Genomic DNA, 17,287 nt, shown 5'->3' on the forward strand with positions numbered 1-17,287 from the left:
CGGACCGGTGCAGCAGCGGCGCCGTCGTGCCCGCGTGAGCACGGCATCCCGGGATCCGCGGGGGTCCAGGACGGACGGTAGAGTCGGCACCGTGACTACCTCCAACGATGCGCGGACCCCCTACCAGTGGCCAGATCTGCTGGCCTCCCTGACCCAGGGCGAGGATCTTTCCCGGGAGCAGTCGTACTGGGCCATGGACGAGATCATGTCCGGTGAGGTCCAGGACGCCGTGATCGCAGGGTTCCTGATGGCGCTGCGGAGCAAGGGCGAGAGTGTCGGCGAGCTCAACGGGCTCGCGGACGCGATGGTCGGCCACGCGCGTCGCATCTCCGTGCCCGGGCCAGCCCTGGACATCGTGGGCACAGGGGGAGACCGCCTGTCTAGCGTGAACATCTCCACCATGTCCGCCCTGGTGTGCGCGGGCGCGGGGGTGCGGGTGGTCAAGCACGGCAACCGTGCCTCGTCGTCGAAATCGGGCTCCGCGGACGTTCTCGAAGCCCTCGGCGTCCAGCTGGGCATGCCCGTGGACCGGGTGCAGCGCGCGGCGTCGGAGGTGGGCATCACCTTTCTCTTCGCGCAGACGTTCCACCCGTCGATGCGCTACGCGGCGGCGGTTCGCAAGGCACTCGGCGTGCCCACGGCGTTCAACTTCCTGGGCCCCATCACCAATCCGGCACGCGTGGAGGCCTCCGCGATCGGGGTTGCGGACGGCGCACTCGCTCCGCTCATGGCCGGGGTCTTCCGCAACAGGGGAGACCGGGCGCTGGTCTTCCGTGGCGGTGACGGGCTCGACGAGCTCACGGTCACGGCGCCATCGGCCGTGTGGGAGGTCAGGAACGGCGAGATCACGGAACACACGCTGGAGCCGCTGGAGCTCGGCATGCCGCGTGCGACCGTCGAGGACCTGCGGGGTCATGACGCGGCTTACAACGCGGGGGTGGTGAGGGACGTGCTCGACGGCGCCCCGGGGCACGTCCGCAACGCGGTCCTCCTCAACGCGGCGGCGGGTCTCGTGGCGGTGGACGAGCGCGCCGAAGGTCCGTTCGAGGACCGGTTCGCCGCCGCGCTCACGCGCGCCGCGGACGCGGTCGACTCCGGCGCTGCCCGTGACGTCCTCTCCCGCTGGGTGGCTTTCTCGGCGCAGTGACGCTGTCGCGCGCCGGTCAGCGCCCTGTCCTCGCACACCCCCTGCTGGTGAGGCTCCCTAATTGCAAAGGGTCGGGTTCTGCTATGACGACGCCGCCGCCCGCTCCTGTCCCCGGGGCCGGCGGCGTGTTTCGTGAATGGGTGTCAGTCGTCGATGCCCAGTGAGAACGCCGCATCGAGGTCGTGGGTGCTGTAGGTGCGGAATGCGATGTTGGTGCTCGTGGAGACGACTCCCGCCACCTTGGAGAGCTCGTCCGCGATCACGTCGGCCAGTCGTTCGTGCTGCTGGACGCGCACCATGGCGATCAGGTCCCACTCACCGGTCACGGAATAGACCTCGGTGACGCCGCGGATGTCGGAGACCTCCTGGGCGACCTCCGGAATCCGGTCCGAGCTTGTCTTGATCAGGACGATGGCGGTGAACATGGGCGTTCCTCTCCGAGGTGTTGTCCCCGCCTGGTGGCGGGGATGGAATTGACCGGTCGGCCAGCTCTTGCGTGGCTCAGCGTTCCCGGGCATGGTCGACGGCACGCGCCACGAGCCGGTAGCCGAGCAGGAAGATCCCGAGCACCACCAGACTGACGATCACGAAGGACAGTGCCGTTCCCTGGCCCGTGACTGCGCGCAGCAGCATTCCCACGATCTCCGCGGAGAGCCAGACGAGCACACCGGTGGGCCAAAGGGCGGCGGGGGAGCGGGAGCCCCGGGACACGGCCCAGCCGATCAGAGCACCCACCAGGAACGGCCACGCCGTGGTGAAGACCCCCGTGAGGTCCTCCCCGTGGCTGACCCGGCCGATCCCGGCGAAGACCACCACAAGAACCACGTCTGCGGCGAGGAAGAGAGGCCAGCGCACCGGGGGGTGGACGGCGCCGTGGGGCTCGCCGTTGCTGCTCGCCGCTCCTGACGTGGACGCCGATCCGGGGGAGTCGGGGTGCGGTGGAGTGGTCGGGGCAGGTGTGTCTGAAGCTGCAGAATTCATGCACTCGATCTTAGCGTGCGGAAATTTCTGAAGTCAGACCTGAATGTTGAAAACAGTATCTTAAGGCTCACCTGGAAGTTAAAACGTGCGATAAGTTCCCTCTGCTGAGGTGATCGGTTTCAGCCCTCGAGTGCTCGCAGCTCGACCCGTTGCCCGCAGGCCGCGGACCCCTGCGCGGCGCGGTCCAGGGCTACGGTGTCGTTCGGTGCCTCGATGATCCAGAAGCCTCCGAGGGCGGTGGCCGAGATGGAAAATGGCCCGGGCGAAACCCGAGGAGTGGTTGCGGCGGCGCCTACTGCATCCACGGTGTGGGCGAGACTCGGGGGAGTGAGGGATCCTGAGAACAGGAGCTGTCCCGCTGCCTGCAGGTCCTCGTTGAAGCGAGTGACCGCGGCCACAGCCTCGTTCATCTCCTCCTGCGTGGCGTAGACCGCGCCCGAGCTCTGCGCGTCCGCCTGGTGGAAGACGGAGATCATGAATTGCGCCACAATAGATCCTTTCGGAGGGCGGATCGTTCCGACTGAGATGTGTGCCACCCCATCTCGCCAGATCTCGGTTGCTGCGACCAGGGAGCGAGTTTTGTACCAGTCGGAGCCCGCGGCGTATGCGTTGTGAGCGAGAGGGGTTGTCACGTGTTCGAAACCGGCACGTGGTGGCGGCGCATTCGAACATCGGAGTTGAGGCCGATGAGCTCGGCTCACAGAATCGGACGTCGTGTGGACGGGATGCCGCGGTCGGCGCAGGAATGGCGAGTTCTCCGACGTCTCCAGGCTCCTGATGGCGTGCGGCTGCGGGAACTGCCTGTGCTGCGGACCGAACAGCCGCTGTCTGTTCTATGAGAAAACAACCATCACGTTGCAGACACGTCTGTCCGATAATGTACATTATGTAAAGTTGGGCCAAGAGAAGGCCAAGAGGGGCTCTCCCCTCCGCCTCGTTCACCTCGATCCCTCAACTTCGCGCCCCGGCGCCTTCCGGCCCCACCCGCACCACGTTGCGTCTGCTTGCAACGCACCGCCGCACCCGCACGCCACCCTCCCGGTCATCGTTCTCCCGCTCCCGTCGCTCCCTGCCCGGCACGAAAAAACCCGCCCACCTCGGAACTCTCGTCCCGTGGTGGGCGGGTGCCGCGTCGTCGTTGCCGGACTGTCAGGCCGTGGCTCCGGCCTCCGTCGCGGAAGCCTGCCGCGCGGCGTCGCCGTAGTGCACCTGCTCCCCCTGCTGGGACACCGCGGGCTGCTGGCCCGTGGCACTGTGCTGCGCCTGGTACTGCGGGCGGTGCTCGCGGTGGTGAACGGGCTCCTCCTTCGTCTCGTCCTTGCCCGTGAGGGCGGACTCGTTCTTGTGGTGGCCCAGGATGGTGAGGACGGCCCCCAGGATGACCCATCCGATGAGTGCCCAGATCTGCCCGGCGATGTTCGCCTCAGGGAAGTAGGACAGGTCGCGCAGCAGTGTGCCGGACAGGCCCGGAACGAGCCACTGGCCGATCTCACCGAACGGCGCCAGGATGAATTCCTTGGGTGACTGCAGGGCAGAGATCGGGTTGCCGATGAACATGGTCAGCACCGCGCCGATGGCAAGGCCCGCACGGCCGAGCAGCGAGCTCAGGCCCACGATCACGGATGCCGTGGCGGCGATTCCCAGGCCCACGGCGGCCCAGTTGGCGAAGAAATTGACGATCAGGAACCCGAACAGGCCCTGCAGGATGGCGGTGAGCATGAGACCGCCCAGCACGCCGTAGAGCGCGATTGCGAGCAGGTGCTTGCGGACGCCGGTGACGAGCGTGGAGATCAGCACGCCGCCGATCATGCCGCCCATGGTGAGGGGCAGGCCGGCGATGGCGAGACCGCTCCCCCGCGGATCGTCCTCGGACAGGGGTACCACGTCCGTGGTCTTGACCGTGGGCGGTGTGCCCGCCTGCTGCCCGGAGCCCTGCTGGCCCTGCAGGGCGGCGAGCCCGCTCGGGCCCTGGCTCAGGGCGGAGGTGATCTTCTGCAGAGCCTGCGTCGTGTTCTCGATGACCTGCTGGTCGATCCCCCGCTGCATGGTGGTGCCGATGCCCGTGAGCATCTGGAACGCGACGGGGCTGGCGGCGCTGGCCGTCAGGATCTCGGGCTCGCCGCCCAGGACGATGCCGCCGTAGACCTCGCGGGTCTTGATGCCGTTGATGATGTCCTGGCGGTTCGCCACCGGGTGCAGCTCGAGCATGTTGTCCGGGATCTTCTCGGAAATGGTGGCGATCTGCTCCTGCGTGCCGATGATCGCGACCGGCAGGTTCTCGGTCTTCGACGTGGCGGTGGGCCACGCGAACGCGAGCAGGACGATCGACACGGCGACCGTGGCGATCAGTGCAGCACGGACGCTCTTGGTCCATGCGGGCCTCTGGCGGGGCTCCGGGGTCCTGACGTGCGACACGACGCACTCCTTCCACAAAGAATGTTTGTTCTTGAAGAGTGTGGGCCCCCTCCGATAACATGTCAAGAACGATCATTCGTTTTTGGAGGAACACGTGCCCAAGGTCACAGAAGAGCACCGGGAACACATGCGTCGGCGGATCCAGGAGGCGGCGTTGACGTGCATCGGCCGCAAGGGGTTCTCCGCCGTGTCCATGGCGGACATCGTCGCTGAGTCAGGGCTCTCCGCCGGCGCCGTGTACGTCTACTACAGGGGCAAGGACGAGCTCTTCCTGGATGCCAGCCGCGGCGTGATGCGCGACCGCCTGGGCATGCTCGGCCGCCTGCGGGAGCAGCGCCCCCTCCTCCACCCGGCGCGCGCCCTGGCGTTCGTGGTCCAGGACATCCCGGAGCGAGGCGCCTTCCCGGGACTTCCCGTGCAGGTGTGGGGCGAGGCGGTGCGCCGCCCCGAGATGCAGGGCGTGGCACTGAAGATCCTCGCGGAGGCACGCTCGCACCTGAGCAGCTACCTCACCGACTGGCTGGTCACCGAACGGGGCCTCGGGGACGACGACGCCGCGCTGCTGGCCGAGCGCCTCGCCCCCGCCTTCATCGGCATCGTCCAGGGCTACATGGTGCAGGTGAGCCTCTCCCCCGATCCCGACCGGACCCACGAGAACTACGTGGCGGCCGTGGAGGCACTGCTCAGCGGTGTTCTGTCCCCGGCGTCGTCGCCCCGGGGCGAACCGGCGCCGTCAGCTCAGAGCACCGAGCGGTAGACCTCCAGGGTCTGCTCCGCGATGGACTCCCACGCGAAGTGCTCCTCCACGCGGCGTCGCCCGGCCTGGCCCATGCGGCGGGCGCGCTCAGGATCGGTCACGACCTCGGTCAGGGCCGCGGCGAAGTCGTCCACGAACTTCTGGGGGTCCAGGGGCGTGCCGGTGCCGTCGGTGACCTGGTCGATGGGGACGAGGCGTCCTGTCTCGCCGTCGACGACGACCTCGGGGATGCCGCCGGTGGCAGAGGCGACGACGGCTGCGCCGCAGGCCATGGCCTCGAGGTTGACGATGCCGAGGGGTTCGTAGATGGAGGGGCACGCGAAGGCGGTGGCGTGGGAGAGGATCTGGATGACCTCGCGGCGGGGAAGCATCTTCTCAACGAGGACCACGCCGTCCCGTTCGGTCTTGAGCTGGTCGATGAGGGTGTTGACCTCGGCGGCGAGCTCGGGGGTGTCCGCAGCACCGGCGCACAGCACGAGCTGGACCTCGGGGGGCAGCTGGAGGGCGGCGCGCAGCAGGTAGGGCACACCCTTCTGGCGGGTCACGCGACCCACGAAGACCACCGAGGGACGGGCGGGGTCGATCCCGTACTCCGCGAGGACGTCCGTGTCCTGGTCCTGGTGCCACTGGGAGACGTCGATGCCGTTGTGGACGGTGTGCACGCGCTCGGGGTCCACGTTGGGGTAGGAGCGCAGGATGTCCTGGCGCATTCCCTCGGACACGGCGATGATCGCGGCGGCGGCCTCGTAGGAGGTCTTCTCCGCGAAGGAGGAGATCCGGTACCCGCCGCCGAGCTGCTCGGCCTTCCAGGGGCGAAGGGGCTCCAGGGAGTGGGCGGAGAGCACGTGGGGGATGTCGTACATGAGGGAGGAGAGGTGTCCGCCCATGTTGGCGTACCAGGTGTGGGAGTGGACGAGGTCCGCGCCCTCGACGTCCTGGATCATGGTGAGGTCAACGCCGAGGGTCTGGACGGCGGCGTTGGCGGCGACCAGTTCGGTGGGAACGGGGTAGGCCGTGACGTGGGCGCCGTGGAAGTCGGGTTCGCGGGGCTCGCCGAAGCAGCGGACGTTGAGGTCCACGAGCGGTGCGAGCACGCGGGAGAGCTCGGCCACGTGCACCCCCGCTCCCCCGTAGATGGCCGGCGGGAATTCTTTGCTCAGGATGTCTACTCGCACAGTGTGAGCGTACTGCACATCACACGGGCTCCACGGGCGACGGGAGCCGCGCGGCGAGCGCAACACGTCGGCAACACTTGGGTTGGCGTGGTGGCGCGGTGCTCCGGGTGGGAGACAATGGCGGGAACGACCAGTCAATGTCGACGCCGCGTCGTGGTCCTTGGGGCCCTGACCCGCTCGGGAAGTGAGAGGTACTAATGTCACGACACAAGAAGGTCCTTGCCATCGTCTTGGCGGGCGGTGAGGGCAAGCGTCTGATGCCGCTGACCGAGGACCGGGCGAAGCCCGCGGTGCCGTTTGCGGGTGGCTACCGTCTGATCGATTTCGCTCTGTCCAACCTGGTGAACTCCGGGTACCTGCAGATCGTGGTGCTGACGCAGTACAAGTCGCATTCGCTGGACCGTCACCTGTCCGAGACGTGGCGGCTTTCCACGCAGCTGGGCAACTACGTGACGTCCGTGCCGGCGCAGCAGCGCCGCGGCAAGGATTGGTTCCTGGGTTCGGCGAACGCGATCTACCAGTCCATGAACCTGATCGACGATGCGGATCCGGACATCGTGGTGGTGGTGGGTGCGGACCACGTGTACCGGATGGACTTCTCGGACATGGTGCGCAAGCACGTGGAGTCCGGGGCGAAGGCCACGGTGGCCGCGGTGCGTCAGCCCATGGAGATGGTGAAGTCCTTCGGTGTGATTGAGACGGACGAGCAGGATCCCACGCGGATCGCGCGGTTCGTGGAGAAGCCGGACACGACGACGCCGCTTGCGGACGATCCGAACTCGTTCCTTGCATCCATGGGCAACTACGTCTTCGACCGGGATGCCCTCGTGGAGGCGCTGCGCACCGACAACCGCAAGGCGGACACCCACCACGACATGGGCGGGGACATCATGCCGTACTTCTCCGAGCGCGGTGAGGCGCGGGTCTACGACTTCACGCACAACGACGTCCCGGGCTCCACGGAGCGCGACCGCCAGTACTGGCGGGACGTGGGCACATTGGACTCGTACTACGACTCGCACATGGACCTGATCCGGCCGCTGCCGGTGTTCAACCTGTACAACTACGACTGGCCCATCTACACGCACCAGATCATGGCCCCGCCGGCCAGGACGGTGCGCGGGCCCAATGGCCAGGCGGGTGTGGCGTTCGATTCCATCGTCTCCCCCGGTGTGCTGATCACTGGCGGCCACGTGGGCTCCTCGGTGCTGTCCCCCAAGGTGAAGGTGGGGCACGACGCCCGGGTCACGGAGTCGGTGCTGATGCAGAACGTGCAGATCGGTGCCGGCGCCACGGTGCACCGCTGCATCCTGGACAAGAACGTGGTGGTTCCTCCGGGGACCACGGTGGGCCTGGACCGCGAGCATGACCTCGCGCGCGGCCTCACGGTCACGGACTCGGGGCTGACGATCGCTCCGAAGAACTATCGCTTCGAGAGCTGAGCGTCCGCTCCCGAGCCGCCTGCGCCCCGTCACGGATTCGCGTCCGTGGCGGGGCGTTCGCGTGTCCGGTCGGTGCTGGTGTGGCCGTCCCGCCCCGCCTGTCACAGGCCCTGAGCCGGTCTCCTGCCGCGGGCCCGGTACTCGGCCGCGAGGGCGGTGAGGAGGCCGGCGCCGACGCGGGGCGCGCGGCGGCGTCGTGGGATGCGGGTCACGCGTGTGTGGTGGTGCCTACACTGGGGCCATGGTATCCAGCCTGACCAGAGACGAAGCGACGACCAGAGCCGAGCAGATCAGGGTGGTGGACTACCGGGTCACGGTGGACCTGTCCGGGGCGGAGGACCCGCAGCGCGCCACTTTCGGCTCGGAGGTCACGGTGCGTTTCACCGCGGACGAGGGTGCGGAGTCCTTCATCGACTTCGTGCACGAGTCGGTGAGCAGCGTGGAGCTCAACGGCGAGCTGCTGGATGTGGACGACGTCGTGGAGGGTTCCCGGATCCGCCTGCCCGAGCTGGGTGAGGCGAACGAGTTGCGGGTGGTGGGGCGTGCCCTGTATTCCCGCTCCGGCGAGGGCCTGCACCGCTATGTGGACCCGCAGGACGGCAGTGTCTACATCTACACGCAGTACGAGCCGGCAGACTGCCGCCGGGTCTTCGCGGTGTTCGAGCAGCCGGACCTCAAGGCTGAGTTCCACTTCACGGTGCTCACACCGCAGGGCTGGCTGGTGGCGTCCAACGGCGAGCACCTGGGGGCCCAGCCGAGTGATGACGGGGACGTCCCCGGTGCGTTGAGCCACGAGTTCGCGCCCACCCAGCGGATCTCCAGCTACATCACCACCGTCCTCGCCGGGCCCTACGCCCGCGTCACGGACGAGTGGACGGGCACTGACCCCCAGGGCGAGTCCGTGAGCATCCCGCTGGCGCTCTACTGCCGCCGGGCGCTCGCCGAGGCCATGGACGCCGAGGAGATCTTCGCGCTCACCAAGCAGGGCCTGGACTTCTTCCCGAAGCTCTTCGCGTTCGCCTACCCGTTCGGCAAGTACGAGCAGGCGTTCGTGCCGGAGTACAACCTGGGTGCCATGGAGAACCCCGGGATGGTGACGTTCACCGAGGACTACCTCTTCCCGTCCGGGGCCACCCGCGCGCAGCGGGCGGGCCGGGCCAACACGCTGATGCACGAGATGTCCCACATGTGGTTCGGTGACCTGGTGACCATGCGCTGGTGGGACGACCTCTGGCTGAAGGAGTCCTTCGCCGAGTTCATGGGCGCCTACGCGTGCGTCCACGCCACCGAGTACACGGACGCGTGGGTCACCTTCACCCTGGCGCGCAAGGAGTGGGCGTACCGCCAGGACCAGCTGCGCACCACACACCCGATCGTCGCGGACATCGTGGACCTCGAGGCCGCGCGGCAGAACTTCGACGGCATCACCTACGCCAAGGGCGCCTCGGTGCTCAAACAGCTGGTGGCCTTCGTGGGGGAAGAGTCCTTCATGGACGCGTGCCGCGCCTACTTCCGCCGCTTCGCATTCCGCAACACTGACCTCTCCGACTTCCTGGACGTGCTCGACGAGGCCTGCGACCACGACGTGCGCGCCTGGGCCCAGCTGTGGCTGCACACCACCGGCGTCCCGGTGCTCGCCCTGGACGCGCCCGACTCCACGGGGCACGACGCCGCTGCACCTGCGGGCCCGAGCCTCACCCAGGCCGCCTCGCCCTTGCGCCCGCACGTCCTGACCGTGGGCGTCTACGGACGCACCTCGGACGGAGGCCCCGTCACGGTGAGCGGGCGCGCCGAGGTGCGCGTGCCCGCCGAGAACGGTCCGACTCCCCTGCCGGAGGCCGTGACCGCGGCGCTCACCGGTGGACAGGCCGTGCGCGACCCGTTCGTGCTCGTGAACGACACGGACCTCACCTACTGCCTGGCCCACCCGGATGCGCGCTCCCTGCAGCGGCTCGGCCACGCCGTGGCGGAGGTCGAGGACCCCCTGGCCCGCGCCGTCGCCCACTCCCAGCTGTGGGCCGCGGTCCGCGATGGCCGCTCCCACCCCGGGGACTACGTTCGCATGGTGGCCGAGCGGTGCACCGGGGAGAGCCACGCGGCGATCCTCACCACCGTGCTGGACCACGCGCACCAGGCACTGGGCGAGTACGTCCCCGCGCCCCACCGTGTGAACCTGCGCCGTGTGCTCCTCGACGCCCTGCGGGACGCGCTGCTCGCGGCGGCCCCCGGCTCGGACGGGCAGCTGATCCTCGCCCGGGCCTTCGCACGCGAAGCCGCCCGGGACGGCACCTACGCCCGGCACATCCAGGAGTGGCTCGGTGGCACCCGCGTGGTCGAGGGACTGCCCCTGAGCCCCCAGCTGCGCTGGTCGCTGCTCACCGCCGTGACCGCTACGGGCCACAGCACCATGTCCGAGCTGCGCACCGAGCACGCCCAGGACCCCACTCGCGACGGCCACCTGGGCCACCTCCAGGCGCTCGCGGCCATGCGCTCGGACCGGGCCAAGCAGCAGGCGTGGGAGCGGATCCTCTCGGGCGAGCTGTCCAACGACGAACTCAGCGTCACGATCGCCGGCTTCCAGCTGGCCTCCCCCACGGTGCTGCGCCGCTACGAGGACGCCTACTTCGCAGGTGTCGCGCAGTGGTGGGACGAGCGCTCCATGGAGATCGCCACCCGCATGGTCCGCGGCCTCTACCCGCGCGCCCTGGACGTGCGCGCCGCCGGTGCGGACGTCGTGGACGGGCACCGCGTGGTGCGCGCCACCCAGCGGTGGCTCGAGGCGCACGGGGACGCCCCGGCCGCGCTGCGACGAATCATGACGGAGCTGCTGGACGAGGCCCGGCGCTCGGTGGACCTGCAGGCACGGTGCATGGTGCGCTGAGCCGGAGTCGGAGCGTCCACACAGTGGATGAACCTCGATGCGCGGGGATCAACGGATAGCATGTGGTGACACGCCGCGGGTGGACACCCGACGGCGCTACAGCGAGGGAGACCATGACCGATTACGCGCTCAACGACCGGGGGTCCTTGGACGTCGTCACCGAGAACTTCTACGACACGGAGATCATGCGCGTGTTCGGCGGGCTCTCCGTGGGCCGCGCGCAGTCGTGGAACGGTTTCGCGGCGCTGGTCCCGGAGCCTGACAACCCCTTCGACCCCCGCACCGTGTCCGTGCGCGTGGGTGAGAACAAGGTGGCCCACCTCAGTGCCCCGGACGCCCACCGCTACTGGCACCCGCTCTCGCGCGTGATCGCCTCTGGCTACACCCCCGTGGTGCCCCTGCACCTTGAGGCCGAGTTGCAGCGGGAGGACGGCGTGGCGGAGGTGGATGCCCGCGCGGTGATCGACATCGCTCCCCCGGACATGCTCTTCCCCCTGAACACCGGCCCGGCCCAGGCGGCGGTGCTCCCCCAGGGCTCCTCCATCAAGGTGCTGGACGAACAGGAGTTCGCCGAGTACCTGCACTCGATCGTCCCCGCCTCCGGCGAGGGCCGCGTGATCCTCACCCTCGAGGTCAACAAGGTCCGCAACAGCCACGGCGTCACCGTGGACACTGTGGACGTGCTCTACGAGCGCAAGCAGGTGGGGCGGCTGTCCACGCAGATGTCCCAGCAGTTCATCCCGATCATCCACTACGCGTTCGAGCACGACCTGCTCACCGCAGTGTGGGGGACAATTCGGGGCTCTTCGTTCGAGGTGTCCATGACCCTGCAGGCCGCCCGAGCCTCCGAGGTGCCGGCCCAGTGGTTCGAGGAGCTGCCCAACGACGTCCCTGAGCTGCTCCCGGACGCCGAGCACTTCGACGTCCCCCCGGCCTACGTGGCCGTGGAGTCCGACCGCGGACGCAACGCGAAGAAGTGGCGCAAGGGCTTCACGGCCGCCTCCCGTGCGGAGCACGCCGAGGCCCCCGCGTTCACGAAGGACAAGCCGGTGAGCGGGCCCGACCAGGCGCAGGCCGCCACGGGAGGATCCTCCCCGACCAGGGCGGCAGGAGTGACGGGCGGGCTGAAACCGCTCGTCACGGGGCTGCTGATACTGACCGTCATCCTGGTGGTGGTCGGCGTGGTGCTGCTCGGCGTGGAGCCCCTGGCCACCACGCTCGTGCTGATCGTGGCCGTAGCCACCGGGTTCATGGCCGTCTACCTCCACAAGACGCTGTAAAGGGTCCTTCCACCCGTATGATTTCCCGCCGAGAACGGTTCCTGCAGATCGTCGAAGTGCTCACCAAGCACGGCTTCGGCTTCACCCTGGGCGGTTTGAAACCCCAGTGGCGCGCCCCCCTGGCCCGGGTCAAGCTGATCGACCCAGGAACGCTGCACACCCAGCCCGAGCACCTGCGCATGGCGCTGGAGGAGCTGGGCCCCACCTTCATCAAGCTCGGCCAGCTCGCCTCCACCCGCCCGGACCTGATGCCCCCGGGGTACTCGGAGGAGCTGCTGAAGCTGCAGGACCACACCCCGCCCATCCCCGTGGAGCAGATCCGCGCGATGATCGAGGCGGAGCCGGACTCCACGGCGGAGGAGATCCTCACCCACATCGATCCCGCGCCCGTGGCCACCGGTTCCATCGGCCAGGCTCACGCCGCCACGTTCGAGGGTCGGCAGGTGATCGTGAAGGTCCGGCGCCCGGGTGTCACCGACGAGGTCAACCGAGACCTGGAGATCCTCACGGACATGGCCTCGTGGGTCTCACGCTACTGGAGGGCCGCGCAGGACTACGACGTCCAGGGAATCGTGGAGGAGTTCAGCTCCTCGCTGCGGGACGAGCTCGACTTCATCCAGGAGGCCCGCAACGCGCAGCGCATGGCCGAGAACTTCTTGGGCCACCCCCAGATCCACATCCCAGAGATCTTCTGGGAGGCCACGAGCTCCCGTGTGCTCACCATGGAGCGGATGTTCGGGGTCAAGATCAACAACTACGAGGCTCTCGAGGCCGAGGGCATCGACCGCCACCTGCTGGCCAAGGAAGCCACGGACGCCATCTGCAAGATGGTCTTCGAGGACGGCTTCTTCCACGCAGACCCCCATCCCGGTAACCTCTTCGTGGAGCCGGACGGACGGATCGGAATCATCGACTTCGGTATGGTGGGCAACCTGACCGAGGAGTTCCGGGACCACCTCATCACCCTGCTGCTGGGCGTGGTGCAGGACAATCCGCGCCGGGCGGCCACCGGCCTGCTGGGTCTCACCGACAGCGGCGAGCACGACATCGCCAAGCGGGAGATTGAGAAGGACGTGGCGGTCATGATGCGCCGCTACGCCAACAAGCCGCTCGAAGAGGTGCGGGTGGGTGCGCTGATGGCGGACCTGATCTCCGTGCTGCGCCACCACAAGCTGCAGCTGCCCCGCCAGTCCGCACTGTTGCTGCGCATGCTCGTGACCGCCGAGTCCATGGGCACGGGTCTGGATCCCGGCTTTGACCTGGTCTCCTCCGTGCAGCCCTACGCGGAGCGGTTCATCATGCACAGGCTCTCCCCCGAGATGCTGCTCAACCGGCTGCGGTCCTCGGTGGAGGACGCCGTGCAGATGGGGGTGGACGTCCCCGAGTACGTGCGACGCTTCATCGTGGTGCTCGAGCGCGGTGGCTTCGACGTCCACCTGCGCACGGACGAGCTAAACCCCCTGGTCAAGAGCGGTGCCAAGATCGGGCACCACGTGGTGGCCGGCGGCGTGATCGCCGCGACGATCAACGGCACAGCGCACATCATCGCCTCGGACCCGGAACGGTGGCAGAAGTACCACACGCCGTTGATCGTGGGGGGCATGTCCACCGTGGGGGTGCTCAGCGGCTACCTCGCGATCTCCTCCAACGTGGACCGGGTGCGCCACCTGGCGCGGGTGCTGCGGGGCAGCAAGACGAAGAAGACGGTGCGCTGAGCGGGCGAGTCGGCCGCGCGGCGGCGTCATCCCCGGGGCGGACGCGGAGGGTGGGTACTCAGTCGGTGGGGGCCTCGGCCGTCGGCACCTGGTCCTGCGCCGAGGACGACGCCGCCCCGGCCCGCGCCCGCTCGCGCGCCTCCGCGAGGTCCTGGGTGGTCACGGGCAGGGGCTGGCCGGCGGCGAAGGCGCGAAGTGCGTCCGTGGTGGCCACCTGGGTGCGGCGCACGTACTTCAGCCCCGGGGTGTGCTGGGTGATGGTCGCGTAGGCGAGCCCGGGCTGCTTGAGGTTGGCCACCAGGGCGCACAGCACACCCATCCCCTCGGGTGTGAGCAGCCCCTCCAGGGAACTCGCCTCCACAGCCATGACGGCACGGTCCCCGTTGAACAGCTCGTAGTAGGGGCCGAAGTCGTCCTCGACGTAGCGGACGCGGACGTCCGGGTGGTTGGCGAGGTAGACCCCGGCCACACTCACCCCCATGATGACGTCCGTGAGGTGGTGGAGCATGGCGGTGACTGTGAGGTACTCCTGGGCGGCTCGGCGCCCGCGGAGCCGGATGCCGTGGGTGGCGGCCGCTCGGACCTCGATGCTGAACGTGGAGGGGCCCATCTGCCTGATGGTGAAGTCCTGCGTGAACCCGGACAAGGAGTCCTCCGCGAAGCCCAGGACACGCTTGGTGAGCAGCTGCAGTCCGGTGAAGCTCTCGCGGGTCTGCGCCTGGGGAAGTGGAAGCTGCCGCCCCTCGGCGTCGCGGTAGGTCACCAGGACCGACACGTGGGGGGTTCGGGAGCGCGCTGCCAGGGGGTTGCGTGCCACGGTATCTTCCTTCGGATCTCTGAACCTGTCAATGAATGTCACGTGCCATGAGACATGAGGCGTGACCTGAGCTGCAGGGAATTCGGATCGCGCGACGGGAGGGGTGCTCGCGTCCGGTCCTGCATTCGTATGCACACAGTGTAGGTGAGGCTGACTAGGGGAAACACCATTTTTCACCCCCGATGCTGTCGCCACTATGGTGGACATCGGGTGCGGCACAGATCACTGGGGCGCGGGAGCGTCCCCTAGACTGTTGCGGGGCGGTAGCGGCCGCCGAAAATGACGATCCACATGCGGCGCCGGTGCGCATTCGGCCCGAGACAAGGATGGACTCCAGTGTTCACGATCATGCCGATCTATGGCACGCGCCCGGAAGCCATCAAGATGGCACCCATCGTCAAGGTGCTGCAAGACAGCCCGGACTTCGAGTGCGTGGTCACCGTGACCGGCCAGCACCGGGAGATGCTGGACCAGGTCAACGAGATCTTCGACATCACCCCGGACCATGATCTGAACATCATCCAGCCGCGCCAGACCCTCAACGGTGTGCTCACCCGCACTGTGGAGGGCCTCGACAAGATCTTCGCGGAGACTGCCCCGGACGCAGTGGTGGTCCAGGGCGACACCACGACCTCCACCGCCGGGGCGATTGCCGCCTTCTACCGGGGCATCCCCGTGATCCACGCCGAGGCCGGGCTGCGTTCCTTCAACCTGTTTTCCCCGTTCCCGGAGGAGGCCAACCGCAAGATCACCTCGCAGATCACGTCTCTGCACCTGGCCCCCACGACCACGTCCAAGGGGAATCTCCTGCGCGAGGCCATCGCGGAGGAGGACATCGTGGTCACGGGCAACACCGTGATCGACGCCCTGCTGCACACCGTGGAGCAGCAGCTGCCGTTCACGGACCCGCAGCTCGAGGAGATCGCCTCCTCCGGCAAGCGCGTGCTGCTGGTGACCACGCACCGTCGTGAGAACCAGGGCGAGGCGATGCGCGGTGTCGGGCGCGCACTGGCCCGGATTGCGGACGCCGAGCCGGAGCTTGTGATCGTGCTCCCGGTTCACCGCAACCCCGCGGTGCGCGAGGCGGTGCTGCCGGCCATCGAGGGCAAGCCGAACGTGGTCGTCACCGAACCCCTGGCCTACGGTGAGTTCACCCGCATGCTCTCCGTGGCCCACGTGGTGCTCACGGACTCGGGCGGGGTGCAGGAGGAGGCGCCGTCTCTGGGCAAGCCCGTGCTGGTGATGCGCGAGAACACCGAGCGTCCCGAGGCCGTGACGGCCGGGACCGTGAAGCTCATCGGTACGGACGAGGAGCGGATCGTGACCGAGGTGGACCGGCTGCTCAACAACGATGCCGCCTACCACGAGATGGCCAATGCTGTGAACCCCTACGGTGACGGCAAGGCCGCGGAGCGCTCCCTGGCCGCGATCGAGCAGATGTTTGGTGTGGGGCAGCGGATCGAGGACTTCGAGTCCCAGGCCTGAGCCCGCTCCTCCCCCCCCCCCCGCCCCCCCCCCCCGAAGGGAATTCATCATGCGCATGACCGTCATCGGAACCGGCTACCTCGGCGCTACCCATGCCGTGGCCATGGCCGAGCTCGGACACGAGGTCCTCGGGCTGGACGTGGATCCCGGGAAGATCGCGAAGCTCTCCGCCGGCGAGGTGCCGTTCCACGAACCGGGACTGCCCGAGCTGCTGCGCACGCACGTGGCGTCGGGAGCGGTCCGCTTCACCACCTCCTACGAGGAGGCCGGGGCGTTCGGGGACGTCCACTTCATCGGGGTGGGCACGCCGCAGAAGCGCACGGGCCACGCGGCAGACATGACCTACGTGGATGCCGCCGTGGAGCAGATTGCGCGCGCCGCGGACCACGACTGCGTGATCGCGGGCAAGTCCACGGTGCCGGTCGGTTCCGCGGCCCGTCTGCAGGCGGTGGCCCGAGCGGCGTCGCGCCCCGGGGTCACCGTGGATCTCGCGTGGAACCCCGAGTTCCTGCGCGAGGGCCACGCGGTGCAGGACACACTGCGTCCGGACCGCATGGTGCTGGGCGTGGAGCAGGACGACGCCGCCCGGCCCACCTCCGGCGCGCAGCGCGCCGAAGCTGCACTGCGTGAGGCCTACGCGCAGCAGCTGGCCGCGGACACTCCGTTCATCGTCACCGACTACCAGACGGCGGAGCTCGTGAAGGTGGCCGCGAACAGCTTCCTGGCCACCAAGATCAGCTTCATCAACGCGCTGTCCGAGATCACGGAGACCGTGGGCGGGGACATCCGCACGCTCGCGGACGCCATCGGGCTCGACGACCGGATCGGACGGAAGTTCCTCAACGCCGGCGTGGGATTCGGTGGCGGGTGCCTCCCCAAGGACATCCGCGCGCTGCGGGCTCGTGCCTCGGAGCTGGGCCTGGACCAGTCTTTGCGGTTCCTGGCCGAGGTGGACGACATCAACCTGCGCCGCCGAGAGCACACCGTGCAGCTCGCGGTGGCCGAGTGCGGCGGCACCGTGAACGGCGCGCAGATCGCCGTTCTGGGCGCCGCGTTCAAGCCCGAGTCCGACGACGTCCGGGACTCCCCCCCCCTGGCCATCGCCGCCCCCCTGCACTCCATGGGCTCGGCCGTGCGCCTCTACGACCCCCAGGCGACTGCCCACGCCGCCCAGCGATACCCCCGCCTGGAC

14 protein-coding genes are annotated in these 17,287 nt (G+C 68.5%); 8 read left to right on the top strand and 6 right to left on the bottom strand.

The annotated features are described in order from the left end of the window. Nucleotides 1-91 precede the first annotated feature (91 nt). On the top strand, nt 92-1,147 hold the full coding sequence (trpD, locus tag B3G12_RS07840) for an anthranilate phosphoribosyltransferase (RefSeq protein WP_260983381.1): 1,056 nt from the start codon (nt 92-94) through the stop codon (nt 1,145-1,147). Nucleotides 1,148-1,290: 143 nt separating this feature from the next. Here the strand turns inward: trpD and B3G12_RS07845 are convergent, their stop codons facing one another. From B3G12_RS07845 to B3G12_RS07860, 4 genes are all read right to left on the bottom strand, one after another. Next, complete coding sequence (locus B3G12_RS07845) at nt 1,291-1,572, bottom strand: Lrp/AsnC family transcriptional regulator (RefSeq protein WP_144942922.1); 282 nt, start codon at nt 1,570-1,572, stop codon at nt 1,291-1,293. 76 nt (nt 1,573-1,648) lie between these two features. Next, a complete protein-coding gene (locus tag B3G12_RS07850; protein WP_145010701.1) occupies nt 1,649-2,128 on the bottom strand; it encodes a DUF3054 domain-containing protein in 480 nt (159 codons plus the stop codon). A gap of 119 nt (nt 2,129-2,247) precedes the next feature. After that, nucleotides 2,248-2,616, bottom strand: a complete 369-nt coding sequence (locus B3G12_RS07855; protein WP_144942924.1) for a YciI family protein — start codon at nt 2,614-2,616, stop codon at nt 2,248-2,250. 661 nt (nt 2,617-3,277) lie between these two features. Then, entirely contained in the window at nt 3,278-4,543 is a 1,266-nt protein-coding gene (locus B3G12_RS07860; RefSeq protein ID WP_290499855.1) for an ABC transporter permease, read from the bottom strand. A 94-nt stretch (nt 4,544-4,637) separates the two neighbouring features. Between B3G12_RS07860 and B3G12_RS07865 the strand changes: the two genes are divergently transcribed. Next, on the top strand, nt 4,638-5,300 hold the full coding sequence (locus B3G12_RS07865) for a TetR/AcrR family transcriptional regulator (protein ID WP_290499856.1): 663 nt from the start codon (nt 4,638-4,640) through the stop codon (nt 5,298-5,300). On the opposite strand, the gene glgA is transcribed toward B3G12_RS07865, so the two are convergent. After that, nucleotides 5,282-6,475 carry a glycogen synthase gene (gene glgA / locus B3G12_RS07870; RefSeq protein WP_145010695.1) on the bottom strand — a complete coding sequence of 398 codons (1,194 nt, stop codon included), beginning with the start codon at nt 6,473-6,475 and terminating at the stop codon, nt 5,282-5,284. The genes B3G12_RS07865 and glgA overlap by 19 nt on opposite strands. 197 nt (nt 6,476-6,672) lie before the next feature. Here glgA and glgC point away from each other — a divergent pair, with 197 nt between their 5' ends. From glgC to B3G12_RS07890, 4 genes are all read left to right on the top strand, one after another. Continuing rightward, nucleotides 6,673-7,917: a glucose-1-phosphate adenylyltransferase gene (glgC, locus tag B3G12_RS07875; RefSeq protein WP_144942927.1), complete on the top strand. Its 1,245-nt coding sequence runs from the start codon at nt 6,673-6,675 to the stop codon at nt 7,915-7,917. A gap of 241 nt (nt 7,918-8,158) precedes the next feature. After that, a complete protein-coding gene (pepN, locus tag B3G12_RS07880; RefSeq protein WP_290499857.1) occupies nt 8,159-10,798 on the top strand; it encodes an aminopeptidase N in 2,640 nt (879 codons plus the stop codon). 113 nt (nt 10,799-10,911) lie between these two features. Further along, nucleotides 10,912-12,078, top strand: coding sequence for a hypothetical protein (locus tag B3G12_RS07885; RefSeq protein ID WP_290499858.1), 1,167 nt, complete (start codon nt 10,912-10,914; stop codon nt 12,076-12,078). Nucleotides 12,079-12,095: 17 nt separating this feature from the next. After that, nucleotides 12,096-13,793 (top strand): ABC1 kinase family protein, encoded by a 1,698-nt coding sequence (locus B3G12_RS07890; RefSeq protein ID WP_144942930.1) that lies wholly within the window; start codon nt 12,096-12,098, stop codon nt 13,791-13,793. A gap of 58 nt (nt 13,794-13,851) precedes the next feature. Here the strand turns inward: B3G12_RS07890 and B3G12_RS07895 are convergent, their stop codons facing one another. Further along, nucleotides 13,852-14,610, bottom strand: coding sequence for a hypothetical protein (locus B3G12_RS07895; RefSeq protein WP_290499859.1), 759 nt, complete (start codon nt 14,608-14,610; stop codon nt 13,852-13,854). A 291-nt stretch (nt 14,611-14,901) separates the two neighbouring features. Here B3G12_RS07895 and wecB point away from each other — a divergent pair, with 291 nt between their 5' ends. After that, nucleotides 14,902-16,095: a non-hydrolyzing UDP-N-acetylglucosamine 2-epimerase gene (wecB, locus tag B3G12_RS07900; protein ID WP_414672740.1), complete on the top strand. Its 1,194-nt coding sequence runs from the start codon at nt 14,902-14,904 to the stop codon at nt 16,093-16,095. Nucleotides 16,096-16,144: 49 nt separating this feature from the next. Then, on the top strand, nt 16,145-17,287 hold a 1,143-nt coding region (locus B3G12_RS07905), incomplete at its 3' end, for a UDP-glucose dehydrogenase family protein (protein ID WP_290499861.1).

Origin of the sequence: Kocuria sp. UBA5001 (genome assembly GCF_002398425.1) — a bacterium.
GTDB classification, from domain to species: domain Bacteria; phylum Actinomycetota; class Actinomycetes; order Actinomycetales; family Micrococcaceae; genus Kocuria; species Kocuria salsicia.

Bases quoted from the DNA above. Each gene is read 5' to 3' on its own strand.
- B3G12_RS07890 (WP_144942930.1), top strand. From the start codon at position 12,096: ATGATTTCCCGCCGAGAACGGTTCCTGCAGATCGTCGAAGTGCTCACC.
- pepN (WP_290499857.1), top strand. From the start codon at position 8,159: ATGGTATCCAGCCTGACCAGAGACGAAGCGACGACCAGAGCCGAGCAG.
- wecB (WP_414672740.1), top strand. From the start codon at position 14,902: ATGCGGCGCCGGTGCGCATTCGGCCCGAGACAAGGATGGACTCCAGTG.
- B3G12_RS07885 (WP_290499858.1), top strand. From the start codon at position 10,912: ATGACCGATTACGCGCTCAACGACCGGGGGTCCTTGGACGTCGTCACC.
- glgC (WP_144942927.1), top strand. From the start codon at position 6,673: ATGTCACGACACAAGAAGGTCCTTGCCATCGTCTTGGCGGGCGGTGAG.
- B3G12_RS07850 (WP_145010701.1), bottom strand. From the start codon at position 2,128: ATGAATTCTGCAGCTTCAGACACACCTGCCCCGACCACTCCACCGCAC.
- B3G12_RS07845 (WP_144942922.1), bottom strand. From the start codon at position 1,572: ATGTTCACCGCCATCGTCCTGATCAAGACAAGCTCGGACCGGATTCCG.